The sequence below is a fragment of the Colwellia sp. MEBiC06753 genome, from assembly GCF_053470325.1.
Genome location: NZ_JBQMTM010000001.1, coordinates 23,553 through 39,959, shown reverse-complemented (window position 1 = coordinate 39,959; position 16,407 = coordinate 23,553). Strand labels below are relative to the sequence as shown.

Genomic DNA, 16,407 nt, shown 5'->3' with positions numbered 1-16,407 from the left:
AACCAATAATTTCAATTACTTACTGATCGATTTAAAAGTTTACGGAAAGCATTTAATTGTTGGCATACATCTCGCTATAGATAAAGGGAACTTTAATAAAAACAAAGGGAAACAAAATGTTAACTTCAATTGTAATGTCATTAGCTATGTCACTTACTCAACCTGCGATTAGTGCAGAGAAGGTCACTATTGATAACCAGCTAAGTGCGCTAGCAAGTGAACAACGCCGTGGTAGCAAAATTAGCGAACAACGTCGTGGCAGTAAAATTAGCGAACAACGTCGTGGCAGTAAAATTAGCGAACAACGTCGTGGCAGTAAAATTAGCGAGCAACGTCGTGGCAGCAAAATCAGCGAGCAACGTCGTGGGAGCAAAATTTAATGATAAAATTAATCAAATCAATTTTTGGCCAAAAACAAAACGCTAAGTCAATTGCTTCTGCAATTGAAATTAAAGAAATGCCGGCTTCTGATTGGTGGAAGTAAGGCGACTAAAAGTCATATGCTACAAGGAAGTTAGCGTATTTTTTTTAAAAGACTGCTAATTGTAAAGGATGGTTGTCATGCAACAGGTATTAGACGCGTTTAAAACGCCCTCCCCCATAGCTAACCTTGTCTCAACTAAACTTCATTAGACTGAGTTAATCTAAGCTCGGTAACCTAAGCTCTGTAACTTGAGCTCTGTAACTCAAGTTATGTAACCTAAGCTCTAAATAATAAATAATTAAAGCCAAACGCTCGGTTAACCTTCATCCGTTTTTTCATACAAAACATTGGCCAAACCGCTGGCCCAAAACAGAAACCTGCAACAGCCCAACGCCTTCTACCTAAACCATTTGATAACGCCTGACAATAAAAAAACATTGAAGATAACAAACTTACACATAATGTTAGTAACAGCATCATACTAAACCTTATCAAATTTAAGCGGTGAGACTAATCAGTCAGTAATTAGCCACTCTGGGGTTAGTCGCTCGGGAATAGGCAACCACAATTTTACGGGGCGGAAATATAACAGAGTTGGTGCTTTTTTAAAAGACAAATGTACAAATAACAACCAAAAAAAAAGGCAATAATTGCCTCTTTTCGTTAATTTGCGGTAAAAAGTTACATGGTAAAGATGTCGAACCTTGCCCCTTTACTCGTAACAGCTCTTATTGTTGTCAGCCATGGTTATTAAAGCCTGACAAGGCGCGAAACGTTCACCATATTGCTGCGTCCACTGATTAAGTTGACTAACAATTTCAGCAGCACCAATTTTATCAATATAACGGTATGGTCCACCAAGAAAAGGCGGGAAGCCAATACCAAAGATAGCGCCGATATCGCCATCTCTAGCGTTTCTAACAATACCTTCGTCTAAACACCTAACCGCTTCATTTAACATCATGTAAACACAACGTTTAGCAATTTCATCAGGGGTTAGCTTGCCGCTTGGCGTAACATCTAGCAAGCTGTAAACCGTTTCGTCCACTTGCTTTTTGCCTTTTTTCGCAGCATTGCCATATAAGTAAAACCCTTTGTTAGATTTTTTACCTAAACGGCCATCATTGATTAAGCGTTCAAATGCCGCTGGTGGCGTAAAGCGCTCACCCAATTCAGCAGTTAAAATTGGGCCAATTTTCGCACCAATATCAATACCTACTTCATCAAGCAATTGCATAGGGCCAACTGGGAAGCCAAATTTCACTAACGCTTTATCTAACTTATCTACTGGCTCGCCTTCTAACAGCATGATCGCAGCTTCATTCATGTAAGGGGCTAAAATGCGATTAACAAAAAAGCCCGCTTTGTCTTTAACCACAATTGGCGTTTTACCTTGTTTTTTAGCAAACGCCACTGTCGTTGAGATTGTTTGATCTGAAGTTTTATCGTGAGCAATAATTTCAGCTAGCGGCATTTTATCTACTGGCGAGAAATAATGCAGGCCAATAACATTTTCAGGGCGCTTAGCATGAGCAGCGATTTGGCCAATTGGCAAGCTAGAAGTATTGCTGGCAAAAATGGTGTTTTTTGAGCAATGCTCTTCAATATCAGCCACCATTTTTTGCTTTAATGCTAAATCTTCGAATACTGCTTCAACGACAATATCTACCTGTGAAAAACCTGAATAATCCAAGGTTCCGGTAATCAGTGACATTTGCTTTTGCATTTCACTGTGGCGAATAAAGCGACGTTTAACTTTAGCATTCGCTAAGTCATAGCTATATTTCAACGCAGCATTAATGCCTTTATCACTAATGTCTTTAACGCGCACTGGCAGCCCTGCTTTCATTGCCGTAACAGAAGCGATGCCGCCGCCCATTAAACCGCCACCTAATACCGCAGCTTTACGTACCGCTTTAGGCTTGATCCCTTCAACACCATCTTCTTTTTTCATGTCGGTGGTAGCAAAGAATAAGTGACGAAGTTGCGCTGACTCAGATGTCATCACCAAATGACCAAAGTGCTGAGCTTCTACTTGATAACCCATAGCGGGCGAGCGCTCAGCCCCTACTCGTACACAATCAATAATTTTTAATGGCGCTGGATAATTGCCTTTAGTTTTTGCCAATACTGATTTAGTAGCTTGATCAAAAATAATTTTTCGACCTAACGCGTTTTGCTCTAATACTTTATCAAGCAAGGTTGTTTGGCGTTTTTTAGCCGATAATTTGCCTGATAACGCAAGTTTTTCGGCGGTTTCAATTAAAATACTGTTAGGTACGACGTCATTTACGAGCCCTGCTTTTAACGCTTGTTTAGCTCTTAATTGTTTGCCTGTAAGCATCATATCTAAGGCTTTTTGAATGCCAACCAGTTTAGGTAAACGCTGGGTACCGCCGCCGCCTGGTAGTAAGCCTAATTGTACTTCAGGTAAACCCAGTGCCGTTTTGCCGCTATCGCTACATACACGTGCATGACAGGCCATGGCGAGTTCAAGACCACCACCTAAACACGCACCATTAATTGCGGCAACGATTGGCTTTGGAAATTTTTCCATTTGATCAAAAATCATTTGGCCATTACGCGATAAGGTTGTCGCCTCTTCAGCGGTCTGGCAACGGGCGAGCATATTGATATCAGCACCAGCGACAAATGAATCAGGTTTGCCACTCATTAACACGACACCTTTAATTGTGTCATCTTGCTTAATGTCTTTTAACATTTCAGCAATTTGCTCACCAAACTCGTCTTTTAAGGTGTTCATCGAATCACCTTTAACATCCATCACTAAGTGAACTAAGCCATTTTCCTGAGGTACTAGTGAAAACACACTATTTTCGTTTTTTGCTACTTGTTCCGTCATTAGTCTGTCTCCACAATCATTGCTGCGCCTAAACCACCAGCGGCACAAGCCGTGGTTAAACCAACACCACCACCACGGCGATTTAATTCATTTAACGTTTGGGTAATTAAGCGAGCACCAGTTGCTGCAAATGGATGACCATAAGCAAGCGAACCGCCCATGACATTGAATTTATCCATATCAATTTCACCGATCGCTTTATCTCGACCCAGTTGCTCTTGAGCAAACTTTTTAGAGCCAAACATTTTCATATTGGCAAGTGCCTGTGCTGCGAATGCTTCATGCATCTCAATTAAGGTTAAATCGCTTAATTCCATGCCTGCACGCGCTAATGCCAGAGGTGTTGCATAGCTTGGCCCCATTAACATATCTTGCCAAACATCAATCGCAGCAAACGCATAACTCTTAATGTAACCAAGCGGCTTATAACCTAACTCTTTCGCGCGACCTTCACGCATTAATAAAATAGCCGACGCACCATCAGTTAGCGCGGTACTATTAGCTGCGGTTACGGTGCCGTGTTTACGATCAAACACTGGACGCAGTTTCGCATAACCTGCTAGTTCTGAGTTTTCGCGAATACAGTTATCTTTATTGATAAAACTTTTGTAAGGCTCAGGATGGGCAGTCATCACTTCACCATCAAGCTTGCCAGCTGCCCAGCTTTCAGTCGCTAACACATGCGAGCGATGGGCTAATGCATCTTGATCTTCTCGAGAAATTTGGTGAGTTTTCGCCATTTGCTCCGCTGTTTGCCCCATTGACAAACCTGTTGAATATTCAGCAACGGCTGGCGGCACTGGCAATAAATCTTTTAAACCTAATTGACGAATCAATGAAAACTTCTGACCCAAGGTTTTAGCTTTCGATAAATCAAGCAGGGTACGAGCAAGCTTTTTAGTAACGCCAATAGGCGCGACTGACGATGAGTCTGCACCGCCAGCAATACCAACATCAATAATGCCCGCCATAATTGATTCGGCAATATTCACCGCTGATTGAAAGCTAGTCGCACACGCACGAGACACACTATAAGCATCGGTATTAACGTTCATACCCGTACCCAAGACAATTTCGCGGGCAATATTCGGCGCCTCAGGCATTTGTACCACTTGGCCATAAACTACTTGCTGGATAATAGCAGGGTCAACATCATGCTTTTGCATTAATTCGTTGACCACCATTTTGCCCAAATCTACTGCCGGCACACCATGAAAAGCGGTGGCTTGTTTAGCAAATGGAGTACGTAAACCCGCGACAATGGCGATACGTTCTCCGCTTGGTGTCATTATTGTTTTAGACTTCGTCATTATGCTTCCTTTTAGAGGTCTGACCTCTTAGCTATTTCCACCAATTCTAACCATTACTCAGTTTTTTTCAACAATGTTAATCATGTGCTAGCTGCTAAAAATTTTTTGCGACATTTTCTTACAAGCTTAACCTTGTTTTTATTAGGGTGAACCATATATAACTTTATAGGTCTGAATAACGGCATATTTATAATACCAATTGAATTAAATATTTAGCTCAATTGGTATAACTATGCTTCACCCATGTCTAAACACTAGTAGATTGACAATAAATAGAAAATAAATCTTATGACTATAGAACACTTTTCAACGTTAAAAACTTATCTTTCAGAACAAATTATCGGTCAACAAGAATTAGTCGAAAATCTGTTAATCGCTTTATTAGCAAATGGTCACTTAATTGTGGAAGGACCGCCAGGTTTAGCTAAAACTCGTGCAGTTAATGCATTAGCAGACGGTATTGAAGCCGATTTTCACCGCGTACAATTTACGCCAGACTTACTACCAGCAGATTTAACCGGTACTGATATTTATCGACCAGAAGATGGCAGCTTTGTCTTTCAATCTGGGCCATTATTTAGAAATTTAGTACTAGCCGATGAGATTAACCGTGCCCCAGCCAAAGTGCAATCAGCGCTACTTGAGGCGATGGCTGAAGGCCAAATCACCGTTGGTCGTAAGACCTATCAATTACCTGAGCTGTTTTTAGTGATGGCCACGCAAAACCCAATCGAGCAAGAAGGCACATACCCACTGCCAGAAGCACAACTTGATCGTTTCTTAATGCACTTAGCCATTGATTATCCTGACAGCGAAAGTGAATTAGCGATATTAAAACTTAATCGCGGTGAAGCATTAAAAACCAACAACAAACCACTTCGAACATTATCGCAAGATGAAATATTTGCCGCCCGTGAAGCGGTACTGCAAATTCATATGGCGCCAGCGGTTGAGCAATACATCGTTGATTTAATTATCGCCACTCGTCAGCCGGAAAAATATGACGATAAGCTCAAACAATGGTTAGCATTTGGTGCTAGCCCGCGTGCCACTATCGCGTTAGATCGTTGTGCTCGTGCCCGTGCTTGGTTACATAATCGTGATTTTGTTAGCCCAGAAGATGTGCAAGCGGTTTTACATAATGTGCTGCGTCATCGCTTGTTACTTACTTATCAGGCTGAAGCGGAAGGCATTACCAGTGACATGGTGATCAGCCATTTACTTGAACTTGTTGCCATTGCCTAAAGGATTTTGGCGATGAAGTGGTTTAACCGCAATCAAACAGCTGATAAGTTTTCAGCAATTGCACATACCCTAGCGTCGCTAAGCAGCGATGGTGTATCACTTACCATTGATGAAATGTTGCATTATCAGTCAAAAACTGGACTTATTGATTTAAAAGCTTCCGCTAATCAAAAATCCAAAATGGCTGGTAACTATTTGTCTAGGCATAAAGGCAAAGGTATGGAGTTTGACGAAGTTCGCCATTATCAACATGGTGATGATATTCGTGCCATCGATTGGCGGGTCACGGCTCGCACCGGCAAAACCCATACTAAGTTATTTCGCGAAGAAATTGAACGACCAGTGCTGATAGCCACCGATTTTAGTCACACCATGTTTTTTGGCAGTGAATTAATGTGTAAATCGGTACAAGCGGCACACCTTGCCTCACTTGTAGCTTGGCATGCCAAAAGCCGTGGCGATCGCTTAGGCGGCATTGTTTTTAATGAACAGCAACATCTAGAGTCGAAACCGCGCTCACGTAAACAAGGGGTGTTACATTACTTGCACCAGCTAGAAACCTTGCATCAACAATCGCTCGCTAGCCAGAGTGAATTATTAGCTATCGATAACCACGAAGCATTTGAGCAAAACTGCCAACGTCTGCGCCAATTAGCCAAACCAGGCAGTATGGTCTATTTCATTACCGACGGTTATGGCATAAATGACGAAAGTGTTCGCCACTTACGGCAAATTAGCCGTCATTGTGAATTGCTAGTGTGTTTAGTTAATGATCCGTTAGAGCAATCATTACCCGAAAGCCAGCAGCGCATAAATCTAGCCATTACCGATGGCAAACAGCGACAACAAATCACTTTAGGTGATGTGCACGCCGAGCAACGTTATCGGGAAAAAGTTGCGCAGGCAATGAGCCATCGAGAGCAGCTATTTATAAAATCCGGCGCTCGCGTATTTTCATTATCAGCCGGACAATCATTAGAGTCTCAGTTAACCAGCGGAGCGCAGTTATGGATCCGTTAGCCCAACTTAAAGATATTCATTTACCCGAGCAAGTAAATAACTACCCTATTGCCCCAGGTTGGTGGTTATTACTGGCCATTGTATTAGTCAGCTTGATTGCACTCGTTCGCTTTTACCTGCGTTTTAGAAAAGCGCGCAAAATTAGAAATACCTTAATGCAATCAGTGCAAGATGCTGAATCGCCAAGCCAAATTAGCGAGCTTTTAAAAATAGCGCTGCTCAATTATTTCCCGCGTCAGCATACCGCACAGTTACATGGCGCATCATTAAAGCAATTTTTAATCAGTTCACTGCCAATGAAAAAACAAACGGTATTTGATCAGCAACTAGGCGACAAGCTTGAGTATCTATACCAGCCAAGTGCCGAGCTTGATACCAATGGCTTTAAACAAAGCATCCATTTTTGGCTGAAAAATGCCTTGCCGCCGAGCAAAGCTGCATTAAAGAACTTAACGTACGGAGGTCAAAATGATTAGTTTTGCTTGGCATTACCTTTTATTAGCATTACCGCTTCCGATAATTGCCTATTTACTACCGGCCAAAAAACAAGTAAAAGCTGCCGCGTTAAGAATGCCGACCTTAGTGTCTGGTTCTACCCTCAGTAATAGTGCTGAAGATAACACCAAATCACCGTTAATTATATTGGCGCTAATTTGGTGCTTAGTCGTGCTCGCTGCAAGCCGTCCACAATGGTTAGGCGAAGCGGTTGATATCCCCACCGAAGGTCGCGAAATGATGATAGCAGTCGATCTGTCTGGCAGTATGCGCGTTGAAGATATGGAGCTTAATGGCAGCACAGTTAACCGTTTGCAAATGCTAAAAGTATTACTGGGCGATTTTATTGAGCGCCGCACTGGTGATCGCCTTGGTCTGATTTTGTTTGGTGATGATGCCTATATGCAAACGCCTATGACCTTTGATCGCCACACCGTTGCGCAAATGCTTGATGAAACCGTGCTTGGTTTAGTCGGTCAAAAAACCGCCATTGGTGATGCGATTGCCTTGGCGGTTAAACGCTTTGAACAAAAGAAAGAGTCTAATCGGGTATTATTGTTACTTACTGACGGCCAAAACACCGCAGGTAAAATAACCCCCGAGCAAGCGCTAGAGCTGGCTGTCGATAAAAAAATTACCATTTACACCATCGGCATAGGCGCTGATGTTATGTTGCAACGCTCTTTATTTGGCACCCGCCGGATTAATCCATCCAGTGAACTCGATGAAAAAACCTTAACCAAATTAGCAGAAGAAACCGGTGGTCAATATTTTAGAGCTCGTGATAGCCAATCAATGGCGCAAATTTACCAGCTACTTGATCAACTTGAGCCAATCGAGCAAGAGCAACAGCAAATGCGACCTTTAACCGCACTGTTCTATTGGCCATTGGGTATCGCACTAGCTTTAGCAATTTTGTACCTACTTTGGCTAAACAAGCCTCAAGCACTTAGCCTGAATACCGCGACTAGCAACAAAACAACTGCAACTCGGGAGGCCTTATGAACGTAAATGATTTTCATTTTATTCGGCCTATGTGGTTAATTGCGCTAATGGCACTGCCACTGATCATTTGGCTAATTAAACGAATTCAGCTAAGTAATAGCGGTTGGATATCGATTTTGCCGCCTCACCTTAGTCAAAAAATGATTGAACATGGCGCAGCTGCTAAAAGCCTTTCGCTATTTCCAGCGGCAATGGCATTTATCATTACTATTGTCGCGTTAGCAGGGCCGACTTGGCAAAAGCTGCCACAACCTGTTTATCAGGTAGAACGTGGTTCAGTGATCATTATGGATATGTCTTATTCGATGTATGCAACTGATATTACCCCGAATCGTTTAACTCGTGCCCGCTATAAAGCCGTTGATCTGCTTGATCAATTAAATGAAGGGGATATAGGCTTAATTGCTTATGCGGGTGATGCTTTTACCATCAGCCCACTAACCCAAGATATTAATAATATTAAATTATTATTGCCGTCACTAAGTCCTGACTTAATGCCAGTATTGGGTTCGAATCCACTGGCGGCGTTAACGCTTGCTCAACAAATGTTAACTAATGCTGGCCATATTGAAGGCGATATTTATTGGTTTACCGACGGTATTGATAGTGAGGATGTTCAAGACTTAAATGCATGGACATCTAAATACCCTCATAAACTACACATTCTAGGTATAGGCAGTTATGAAGGCGCGCCAATTAAATTAACTAACGGTGAATTGCTAAAAGATGACAATGGCGCCATCGTCATACCTAAACTTTCAGCAGGCTTACTGGAAGGTGTTGCCACTAATAGCGGCGGTAATTATCAAACCATTGCTATTGATAGTAGAGATATCAAAGCACTTGCCAGCAATTTACCGGCAAAAGCCCAAGATAAAGCAACTGACAACACTAATACCGGCGATCAATGGCAGGAAGCAGGCCCATATTTATTGCTAATGCTATTGCCTTTACTATTGCCTTATTTTAGACGCGGTGTACTGTTTACCCTGCTTCCGGCGATGTTATTAATGATGCCCAGTCAAGATGCCATGGCTATTGATTGGCAAGACTTATGGAAAACTAAAGATCAGCAAGCGCAGCAGGCGTTTAATCAAGAGCAATATCAACAAGCTGCGACGACCTTTGAAGATCCGATGTGGAAAGGTTCTGCCCATTTTAAAGCTGGCGATTATCAAGCTGCGGCTGACGAGTTTTCAGCGTTAAATAGCGCTCAAGGCTTTTACAACCAAGGTAATGCCCTAGCAAAATTAAATCAGCTTGATCAAGCGATTGCTGCCTATGATAAAGCTTTAGCGCTAAATCCAAATATGGAAGATGCCAAAGCCAATAAAGCCTTACTGGAACAATTAAAGCAGCAACAAGACCAGCAAAACAATCAACAGCAAGGTCAGAACCAGGAGCAAAACCAAGATTCACAAAATGATCAGCAGCAAAATGACCAACAAGGTCAACAGCAAGGTGATGATCAAAATCAGCAGAACCAGTCTTCTGATCAACAGCAATCACAGTCAGATCAGCAGTCGGGTCAAGAAAACTCACAACAGCAGCAAGACTCTCAGCAGCAATCTCAACAGTCACAGTCAGATCCTTCTGAGCAAAATGCAGATCAAAACAAACAGCAGAACAAGATTCAGCAAGATGGCGATGCTGACAAGCAAGCCGAGCAACAAGCACGTGAAGCACAAGCTAAAGAGCAAGAACAGTCAACTGAGCAACAAGCAGACAGTGAACAAGCGGTATCTGCGCAGCAACAACAAATAGATCAGGAAAAGGCATTGAAACACCAGCAGTTACTGAAAAAAGTAACCGATGATCCTTATTTATTATTACGCAACAAGATGCAATTGGAATATCAAAAACGACGCCAAGAAGGCAGCAATAGTGGAGATAAGAAAAAGTGGTAAGAATATTTTGGCTAGTGCTATTTATCTTGATCGCCCCTTACAGCATGGCTTTGACTCAGGTCACCGCCACGGTTGATAAAAATCCAGTAACGGTAAAAGAATCGGTTATTTTAACCGTTACCGCTGATGATGATGTCGATACCGATGCCTTAGATACTTCAGCACTATTAAAAGACTTTGTTGTCGGGCGCACTTCGGTTAGCAGCCAAACCAGTATGATTAATTTTCAAACTTCGCGCACAACCACATGGCAAACGGTGATTATACCCCGTAAAACCGGCACAATTTTAATCCCAGCTTTATCTGTTGAAGGTCATCAAACTGCGCCAATTACCTTAACGGTACTAGATGCCAGCGACCCAGCGGCTGACACTCAACGCGATGTTTTTATTACTGCAGAAGTATCCAATACTGAAGTTTACGTTCAACAAATGCTGACCTTAACCGTTAAACTGCATTTTGCTGCTGAACTTAAACGTGGCAGCTTAACCGAACCAGAGCTTGAGGGCGCAACCATTGCCCAAGTGGGTAAAGACGAAGAAGCAGACACCATTATCAATGGTCGTCGCTATCGCGTTATTCAACGAACCTTTGCCGTGACACCGCAGCAAAGTGGTGATTTTGAACTACGCTCACCGATGTTTTCGGGCGAAATCATGGTGCAATCGCCAAGGCGGTCTAACTTTTTAAGTTTTGGCGAAACTAAAGCCATCAGCGTTTTGGGTGATGAAGTACCAATTAAAGTAAAACCTATGCCTACAAGTTTTCAGGGGCACTGGTTACCGAGTGAGTTGCTGACTTTGCATCAAGAATGGCAACCTGCAGGTGAAGAATATCGTGTAGGCGATCCCATTACCCGCACCATTACCTTAACCGCAGTAGGCGTGAGTGCTGAACAATTACCCGAATTACAAATGGATGTACCAAATGGCCTTAAAGTATATCCTGATCAGCAATCTGCCCATTCCAATATTGCTAATGGCCGTTTAGTTAGCCAAACCGTCAGCAATTTCGCTATTGTCGCAACTAAACCAGGTAAATACACCCTACCGCCAGTAGCAGTTAAATGGTGGAATACCGTGACTAATCGTCAAGAAGTAACAACATTGCCAGAGCACACCATTGATATTGCTGTTAACCCAAATGCCCCTGATGCCTTAAGACCAGTAGTGCCAGTTGCAACACCGGCAAGTAATGCATCTATGCAACAGCCAACACCTGCGCAGCCAACAATACCCGCTAGCTTTGCAGCTCAGAGCTCATCGAACTTACAATGGTTGTTTTTAGGTTTATGGTTAGCGACAACTATTGCATGGCTAGCCACTGAGCTAATTCGCCGTAAAAATACCACGCCTAGCTCACCAGCAACGGCTATTAAAACAAATGATGCCCATTTAGCACTGCTCGCTGCCTGCAAGCAAAACCAAGGGCAAGTGGCGCTCCAGCTTTTAGTGCCCTGGTTTAATAGTGTTAGCCAAGCACAAGTGACAACACTTGCCGCCCTTAAACAGCAATGTAATGATGCGACTTTATGTGATGCCATTGACCAGCTACAAAGTCACTTTTATAGCGCCAATAGTGGTAATGGTGGCGAGGCGTCAAACCAATGGCAAGGCAAAGCATTAATGGTGGCGATTACCGATTTTAATAAGTCGCAAAAAAGCCAAGGCGCTAGGGCAAATGGCTTAACCTTAAACCCTTAAGTTATTTTTACCGTTTATTTGTCACCTATTTTCTAACACTTGCTTAGAAATAAATTCGCTAAAGGCCTGATAAAGGTCTTTAGCTCCCTCACCCTTTGCTTTTACTGACAGAAACTGAATTACTCGCTTATGTTGCGTTTTTCTGGTTTGCTTCTATTGATTAATATAAGAAAAATTCGTTTGCTCGAAATTAAATTCCCTCGGTTAAGGTCTTTACAAACATGAGTACGAAACAAATTAGATATGAAGCGTTAGTAAAAACATTCCACGCCGATCTTTTTCGCTATGCCTTTTGGTTATGCCACGATAAACAAGTGGCGGAAGATTTAGTGCAAGAAACCTTTTTACGCGCTTGGCGAGCATTAGACTCGCTTAAAGATGAAAAAGCAGCTAAAGCTTGGCTGATCACTATATTACGCCGTGAAAATGCTCGCCGATTTGAACGTAAACGCTTTGATATGGCGGAATACGAAGAGTCGTCATTAACCGATACCGTTACCACCAGCACAGAGCAAAATATTGAAAATTATTGGCTCAGAGAACGTATCGCAAAATTGCCGGAAGAATATAGAGAACCGCTAGTACTGCAGGTTGTTGCTGGTTTTAGCGGTGAAGAAATCGCAGAGCTGCTCAACTTAAATAAAAATACAGTAATGACCCGATTATTCCGCGCTCGCAATCAGCTAAAAGAAGCATTGGAAAAAGAGCCATTGAAACGAGGTAAATACAATGGATGACTTAGAATTTAGACGACTACTATATGCCGATCCCAGTAGTAAAGATCCCAAGCTACACGAAGCTAAACGAGGCGATAGCGGCCGTGCAAAATTTGCCCAAGAACTAGCTGAACTTGAAGATAAAATTAGCCAGGCAATGGCAGTATCCGTGCCTGAAGGGTTATCTGATAAACTGATCTTACGCCAAGCACTAGCCAGTCACCGTCAAGATAAGCGTAAGAAAAGAATGCATTTAGCCATTGCTGCATCGGTCGCTATTGGCCTTGGTGTTCTCGTTAACTTTAGCCAGTTTTCAAGTACTTATAAAAACTTAGGTGACTACGCACTCGCGCACGTTTATCACGAGATAAATAAGTTCTCGAATAATATGGCTCAGCGTGTCTCTTTAACATCGCTTAACGGTAAAATGGAAAGTTTTAATGGTAGCTTTATCAAGCCAATAGGTGAGCTTTTATCAGCAGATTATTGTCGTTTTGACGGTGTTAAAAGTTTACATCTGGTCTTTCAGGGAAAATATTCACCGGTAAATATTTTTATTGTACCTAAGCGCAGCGAAGTGGCTTTTACTAAAGAATTTAGCGATCAACGCTTAAATGGTGAAGCACTCGACTTTGGTAAAAACCAAGTCATCGTGGTAGGTGATAAAAACGAATCATTATCGACATGGCAGCAAAATATTAACCAAAACACCACTTGGACGATTTAAATCGATAAAAAGTCTATAAAACAAGCTCAATTGTAAATTGAGCACTTTTTCATACATACCATTCTTGTTAGCATTGGAGTAAGCTTCTATAACTAACAAGAATGGTGTAATGACAATCGCAATCCCTACCTTAGTAACCTTCATTGGTTACTTAATCGCAACCCTCGCAATTGGCTATATCGCATACCGCGCAACCGATACTCTCAGTGACTATATTTTAGGTGGACGCCAATTAGGGCCAGCTGTTACTGCACTAAGCGTTGGCGCATCAGACATGAGTGGCTGGTTATTACTCGGTTTACCTGGCGCTATTTATTTATCAGGTGTCAGTGAGGTCTGGATAGGGGTAGGTTTAGTATTAGGTGCATTTTGTAATTGGCTGATTGTTGCACCACGTTTACGTCAATTTACCGCAAATGCTGATGATTCATTAACGCTGCCTGAGTTTTTTGAAAACCGTTTTAATGACAAATCACACATTATTCGTTTCGTTTCTGCGGCAACCATTTTACTGTTCTTCACGTTTTACGTGTCTTCGGGTTTAGTAGGCGGCGCAATTTTATTCGAAAAAGTATTCGATTTAAGTTACACCACAGCACTAATTACCGGCGCAGTTGTTATTGTTTCTTATACCTTTTTAGGAGGTTTTCTTGCGGTAAGCTGGACTGACTTTTTCCAAGGCTGCTTAATGTTAATTGCGCTAGTTTTGCTGCCAATTGCTGCTATGGAATCTTTAGGTGGGTTAAACGAAACCAAAGCGATTTTAGAGCAAGTGAATCCTGAATACGGTGAATTATTTAAAAACTTTACTTGGATTGGTTTTATTTCATTAATGGCGTGGGGCTTAGGCTATTTTGGTCAGCCACATATTCTTAGCCGCTTTATGGCTATTCGCTCAACTAAAGATATTCCTGTTGCGCGTAATATTGCTATGGGCTGGATGACGTTATCTTTAATTGGCGCATTATCTGTCGGCTTAGTGGGTGTTGCTTATTTTGCTAGCAATCCCCTTGAAAATCCTGAAACAATTTTCTTAACACTATCTTCTGCTGTACTTAACCCTTGGGTTGCTGGCGTGCTAATTGCTGCTATTTTATCAGCGATTATGAGTACCATTGATTCACAATTATTAGTGTGTTCAAGTGTTGTTGTTGAAGATTTTTATAAACACTTATTTAATAAAAATGCCTCAGAAAAACAATTAGTCTGGCTGTCACGTTTTTCATTAGCAGGTATTGCCGTTATTTCAACGCTAATTGCCACAAACCCAGAAAGTTCAGTATTAGATTTAGTAAGTTATGCATGGGCAGGTTTCGGCGCAGCATTTGGCCCAACCGTGATCCTTTCGCTATTTTGGTCTAAGTTTAATAAGTTTGGCGCAATTGCTGCGATTATTTCAGGCGCTGTCACTGTTGTTGTTTGGAAGCAACTAAGCGGCGGTATATTTGAACTTTATGAAATAGTGCCAGGCTTTATTGTGGCATTTGCAGCAGGCTATATTTTCTCTAAAGTTAACCATAAAGACGATGATCAGCTTGAGCAAATTTTTAATCGCTTAAAGCAAGAGTAACAGAGAAATAAGCCTCTATTTGTGAATTAAATGGCTATCTTATAACGAATAATTTATAGTTCGCATTATTAAGATAGTTATTAAAATGCCACTTCAAGTTTAGTTGATTTAGCGCCGTGCTAGTTGGCGCTAAATCAAAGAACGACACAGCTAAGGATTGTTAATTCATGTATTTTTATGCGGCTCGCCAGCCCATTTTGGATAAAGACAAAAACCTCTTTGCTTACGAGTTATTATTTAGGGACAGTATTAATAACGTATTCCCTGATATCGACGGTGACGAAGCAACCAGTAAAATGGTTGAAGCTAGTAGATTTAATATGGGCATCCATGAGTTTACTGGCAATAAACCAGCGTTTATTAACTTTACCCTAGAAACCTTAGAACAAGGTTACCCTAAAATGTTAACCACCGAAGAAGTGGTTGTCGAAGTGCTTGAAACCATCAAGCCAGGCAAAAAACTACTGGGGCTTTGCAAGGAACTACATGAAGAAGGTTATACCCTTGCCTTGGATGACTACGTTCATCAAGGTGTGTGGGCACACTTCTACCCTTACATCAAAATTATCAAAATTGATATTCAAGATACCAGTCTTGAGCAAATTAATGAGATTAAGCAAGCAATTGCTAGTCACCCACATATTCAATTACTTGCTGAAAAAGTAGAAACCTATGAAGAATATAATCAAGCCCTTGAATTAGGCTTTGATTACTTCCAAGGCTTTTTCTTCTCAAAACCAGAAATGGTTAAAGCGAAAAACCTTTCGCCATCACAAATGGCAATGGCAGAACTGCTTTATGAAACCAGTAAACCAGAATTAGATTTAACTAGTATTACTTCGGTATTTGAACGCGATGTATCGCTGTCATATAAACTATTACGCTATGCTAACTCACCAATTTTTAGACGTCGCAGTGAAATTGCCACCATTAAGCAAGCGCTAGTCATTTTAGGCTCTGGCGAGCTTAAACGCTTTATCGGTTTAATGTTTGCAGCTAACGTTAACCCAGATAAACCGACTGAATTGATCAATATGTCAATGACCCGCGCTAAATTCTGCGAGTTAATATCAGATAAGGTCAATACCCGTATCGATGCTTCTATCGCATTCTTAACCGGCTTATTATCAATGATTGATGCCATTTTGGATGAACCATTAGAGGAAGTGTTGCAAAAACTACCATTATCGCAGGAAATTAAAGATACCTTATTGACTAAAAAAGGTGTGTTAGCTGCACTAATCAAGCTCGTCGAATTTATTGAGCACGCTGACTGGGATAAAAGCCAAGTGGTGATGGAAAAGCTGCAGCTAAATAAAGAAGATACGGTAGAGTGTTATAACGAAGCGGTCGCTTGGGCTGATGAACAAGCGGCACAGGTTACCTAATCTAAGTCACCTAATCTAGAACAATTAACCTATT

At 41.7% G+C, this 16,407-nt stretch carries 13 protein-coding genes; 11 read left to right on the top strand and 2 right to left on the bottom strand.

The window, feature by feature from the left end; translation table 11 throughout:
- Nucleotides 1-116: 116 nt before the first annotated feature.
- Nucleotides 117-380 (top strand): hypothetical protein, encoded by a 264-nt coding sequence (locus ACOB82_RS00185; RefSeq protein WP_448210885.1) that lies wholly within the window; start codon nt 117-119, stop codon nt 378-380.
- Between the two features lie 756 nt (nt 381-1,136).
- On the opposite strand, the gene fadJ is transcribed toward ACOB82_RS00185, so the two are convergent.
- Together fadJ and fadI are read right to left on the bottom strand one after the other, a co-directional pair.
- On the bottom strand, nt 1,137-3,287 hold the full coding sequence (gene fadJ / locus ACOB82_RS00180) for a fatty acid oxidation complex subunit alpha FadJ (protein WP_448210884.1): 2,151 nt from the start codon (nt 3,285-3,287) through the stop codon (nt 1,137-1,139).
- On the bottom strand, nt 3,287-4,597 hold the full coding sequence (gene fadI / locus ACOB82_RS00175; RefSeq protein WP_448210883.1) for an acetyl-CoA C-acyltransferase FadI: 1,311 nt from the start codon (nt 4,595-4,597) through the stop codon (nt 3,287-3,289). The genes fadJ and fadI overlap by 1 nt, the downstream gene beginning before the upstream one ends.
- Before the next feature lie 288 nt (nt 4,598-4,885).
- On the opposite strand from fadI, the gene ACOB82_RS00170 reads away from it, so the two are divergent.
- From ACOB82_RS00170 to ACOB82_RS00125, 10 genes are all read left to right on the top strand, one after another.
- Nucleotides 4,886-5,842, top strand: a complete 957-nt coding sequence (locus ACOB82_RS00170; RefSeq protein ID WP_448210882.1) for an AAA family ATPase — start codon at nt 4,886-4,888, stop codon at nt 5,840-5,842.
- Nucleotides 5,843-5,854: 12 nt separating this feature from the next.
- Nucleotides 5,855-6,862 (top strand): DUF58 domain-containing protein, encoded by a 1,008-nt coding sequence (locus ACOB82_RS00165; RefSeq protein WP_448210881.1) that lies wholly within the window; start codon nt 5,855-5,857, stop codon nt 6,860-6,862.
- Nucleotides 6,850-7,338 (top strand): DUF4381 domain-containing protein, encoded by a 489-nt coding sequence (locus ACOB82_RS00160; protein ID WP_448210880.1) that lies wholly within the window; start codon nt 6,850-6,852, stop codon nt 7,336-7,338. The genes ACOB82_RS00165 and ACOB82_RS00160 overlap by 13 nt, the downstream gene beginning before the upstream one ends.
- Complete coding sequence (locus ACOB82_RS00155; protein ID WP_448210879.1) at nt 7,331-8,362, top strand: vWA domain-containing protein; 1,032 nt, start codon at nt 7,331-7,333, stop codon at nt 8,360-8,362. Before ACOB82_RS00160 ends, ACOB82_RS00155 begins: the two co-directional genes overlap by 8 nt.
- Entirely contained in the window at nt 8,359-10,269 is a 1,911-nt protein-coding gene (locus ACOB82_RS00150) for a VWA domain-containing protein (RefSeq protein WP_448210878.1), read from the top strand. Before ACOB82_RS00155 ends, ACOB82_RS00150 begins: the two co-directional genes overlap by 4 nt.
- A complete protein-coding gene (locus tag ACOB82_RS00145) occupies nt 10,263-11,972 on the top strand; it encodes a BatD family protein (protein ID WP_448210877.1) in 1,710 nt (569 codons plus the stop codon). The genes ACOB82_RS00150 and ACOB82_RS00145 overlap by 7 nt, the downstream gene beginning before the upstream one ends.
- Nucleotides 11,973-12,193: 221 nt before the next feature.
- Entirely contained in the window at nt 12,194-12,709 is a 516-nt protein-coding gene (locus tag ACOB82_RS00140; RefSeq protein ID WP_448210876.1) for a sigma-70 family RNA polymerase sigma factor, read from the top strand.
- Nucleotides 12,702-13,415 (top strand): DUF3379 family protein, encoded by a 714-nt coding sequence (locus ACOB82_RS00135; RefSeq protein WP_448210875.1) that lies wholly within the window; start codon nt 12,702-12,704, stop codon nt 13,413-13,415. Before ACOB82_RS00140 ends, ACOB82_RS00135 begins: the two co-directional genes overlap by 8 nt.
- A 109-nt stretch (nt 13,416-13,524) precedes the next feature.
- Nucleotides 13,525-14,985: a sodium/proline symporter PutP gene (gene putP, locus ACOB82_RS00130; RefSeq protein ID WP_448210874.1), complete on the top strand. Its 1,461-nt coding sequence runs from the start codon at nt 13,525-13,527 to the stop codon at nt 14,983-14,985.
- Nucleotides 14,986-15,152: 167 nt separating this feature from the next.
- Nucleotides 15,153-16,373 carry an EAL and HDOD domain-containing protein gene (locus tag ACOB82_RS00125; RefSeq protein ID WP_448210873.1) on the top strand — a complete coding sequence of 407 codons (1,221 nt, stop codon included), beginning with the start codon at nt 15,153-15,155 and terminating at the stop codon, nt 16,371-16,373.
- The last annotated feature ends 34 nt before the right edge of the window (nt 16,374-16,407 follow it).

Coding starts and splice junctions, on each gene's coding strand:
- ACOB82_RS00185 (WP_448210885.1), top strand. CDS start 117: ATGTTAACTTCAATTGTAATGTCATTAGCTATGTCACTTACTCAACCT.
- fadJ (WP_448210884.1), bottom strand. CDS start 3,287: ATGACGGAACAAGTAGCAAAAAACGAAAATAGTGTGTTTTCACTAGTA.
- fadI (WP_448210883.1), bottom strand. CDS start 4,597: ATGACGAAGTCTAAAACAATAATGACACCAAGCGGAGAACGTATCGCC.
- ACOB82_RS00170 (WP_448210882.1), top strand. CDS start 4,886: ATGACTATAGAACACTTTTCAACGTTAAAAACTTATCTTTCAGAACAA.
- ACOB82_RS00165 (WP_448210881.1), top strand. CDS start 5,855: ATGAAGTGGTTTAACCGCAATCAAACAGCTGATAAGTTTTCAGCAATT.
- ACOB82_RS00160 (WP_448210880.1), top strand. CDS start 6,850: ATGGATCCGTTAGCCCAACTTAAAGATATTCATTTACCCGAGCAAGTA.
- ACOB82_RS00155 (WP_448210879.1), top strand. CDS start 7,331: ATGATTAGTTTTGCTTGGCATTACCTTTTATTAGCATTACCGCTTCCG.
- ACOB82_RS00150 (WP_448210878.1), top strand. CDS start 8,359: ATGAACGTAAATGATTTTCATTTTATTCGGCCTATGTGGTTAATTGCG.
- ACOB82_RS00140 (WP_448210876.1), top strand. CDS start 12,194: ATGAGTACGAAACAAATTAGATATGAAGCGTTAGTAAAAACATTCCAC.
- ACOB82_RS00135 (WP_448210875.1), top strand. CDS start 12,702: ATGGATGACTTAGAATTTAGACGACTACTATATGCCGATCCCAGTAGT.
- putP (WP_448210874.1), top strand. CDS start 13,525: ATGACAATCGCAATCCCTACCTTAGTAACCTTCATTGGTTACTTAATC.
- ACOB82_RS00125 (WP_448210873.1), top strand. CDS start 15,153: ATGTATTTTTATGCGGCTCGCCAGCCCATTTTGGATAAAGACAAAAAC.